The sequence below is a fragment of the Bacteroides xylanisolvens XB1A genome, assembly GCF_000210075.1.
Lineage (GTDB): Bacteria > Bacteroidota > Bacteroidia > Bacteroidales > Bacteroidaceae > Bacteroides > Bacteroides xylanisolvens.
In genome coordinates this window covers 612501-613725 of the sequence record NC_021017.1, presented here as the reverse complement: position 1 = coordinate 613725, position 1225 = coordinate 612501, and the positions used below count along the sequence as shown (strand labels likewise).

At 40.3% G+C, this 1225-nt stretch carries 2 protein-coding genes and 1 pseudogene; 1 reads left to right on the top strand and 2 read right to left on the bottom strand.

Going from position 1 to position 1225, the window contains the following annotated elements; translation table 11 throughout:
- The first annotated feature begins 109 nt into the window (after positions 1–109).
- Positions 110–304: a hypothetical protein gene (locus BXY_RS02455; RefSeq protein WP_195436679.1), complete on the top strand. Its 195-nt coding sequence runs from the start codon at positions 110–112 to the stop codon at positions 302–304.
- A gap of 63 nt (positions 305–367) precedes the next feature.
- Here the strand turns inward: BXY_RS02455 and BXY_RS02450 are convergent.
- Both BXY_RS02450 and BXY_RS02445 read right to left on the bottom strand, forming a co-directional pair.
- Positions 368–529 (bottom strand): annotated as a pseudogene (locus BXY_RS02450) (ATP-binding protein); the annotation flags it as partial.
- Positions 530–597: 68 nt separating this feature from the next.
- On the bottom strand, positions 598–1225 hold a 628-nt coding region (locus tag BXY_RS02445), incomplete at its 5' end, for an aminotransferase class I/II-fold pyridoxal phosphate-dependent enzyme (RefSeq protein WP_208946726.1).

Genomic DNA, 1225 nt, shown 5'->3' with positions numbered 1-1225 from the left:
CATAGTGGTATATTGGGGGTGGTTTCTTTGTACACGAATAATTTGTGAGTATGAACTATCTTTCAATGTTTTCTGTTCTATAAATAAGAATTTTAAAATGAAAAGCCTTATGAAAACAAGAAAACAAAAAGAAACAGGTGAAAAAGAAGTCCACTTGTTAGAGCAAAAAGGATATGAAAAAATGGTGAATGAGATTGTTCCCGTTCAACAGGCGGAAGTATATCGCAAGCCGACTCGTAAAGCAGTCAAAGAAGCTGTTAAGGAGTTAAATCCGGATACAAATAGTCTGGGCAGTAGAGGATGATTTATCCTCTGCTGCCCAGATTAATCCATCGTATTAAAGAATCCGGAAGACTTTTGGTGGCTCTCATTTAGGGAAAGTAAGAATAAAACAGCTTCCTTTCCCTAATTCAGATTTTACGTTGATACTTCCGTCATGCAAAGCCATGATCTGTTTGCACAGGCTCAATCCAATATCCGAACCGGATGTTTTGGTTATGAAGAAAGGAACGAAAATCTTATCTAAAAGTCCGGCACATTGATTTGTGTCAGACTTTTATTTTATTCACTTGATATGAGTGATTTATTTCTCGTAGATTATAAAAGATCCAATGCTTTAAATGCCTTAACTAGCTTTTCTACAGCACGGTCTATTTGATCTTTTGTATGAGTAGCCATTAATGCCACACGTACCAAAGTATCTTGCGGTGCACATGCCGGAGGAATAACCGGATTGATGAATACACCTTCATCAAAAGCTAATTTGGTAACCATAAACGTTTTTTCCGTGTCACGTACGTAAAGAGGGATGATAGGTGATTCTGTTGCACCGATTTCAAAGCCAGCTTCACGGAAACGTTTCAATGCATAGTTGGTAGCTTCCCACAATGCTTCAAGTCTTTCCGGTTCATTTTGGATGATGTGGAGAGCTTCGAGAGCAGATGCAGTAGCAGCCGGAGTGTTGGATGCACTGAAAATATAAGTACGTGCGTTGTGACGTAACCAGTTGATGATAGAAGAATCAGCGGCGATAAATCCGCCGATAGAAGCCAGTGACTTGCTGAAAGTACCCATAATCAAATCAACCTCGTGAGTCAGACCGAAATGGTCGCAGACGCCACGTCCTTGTTTTCCGAATACGCCCAAGCCGTGAGCTTCGTCTACCATGATAGTAGCGTTGTATTTATGTTTCAAGCGTACGATTTCGGGCAAGTTTGCCAAGTCA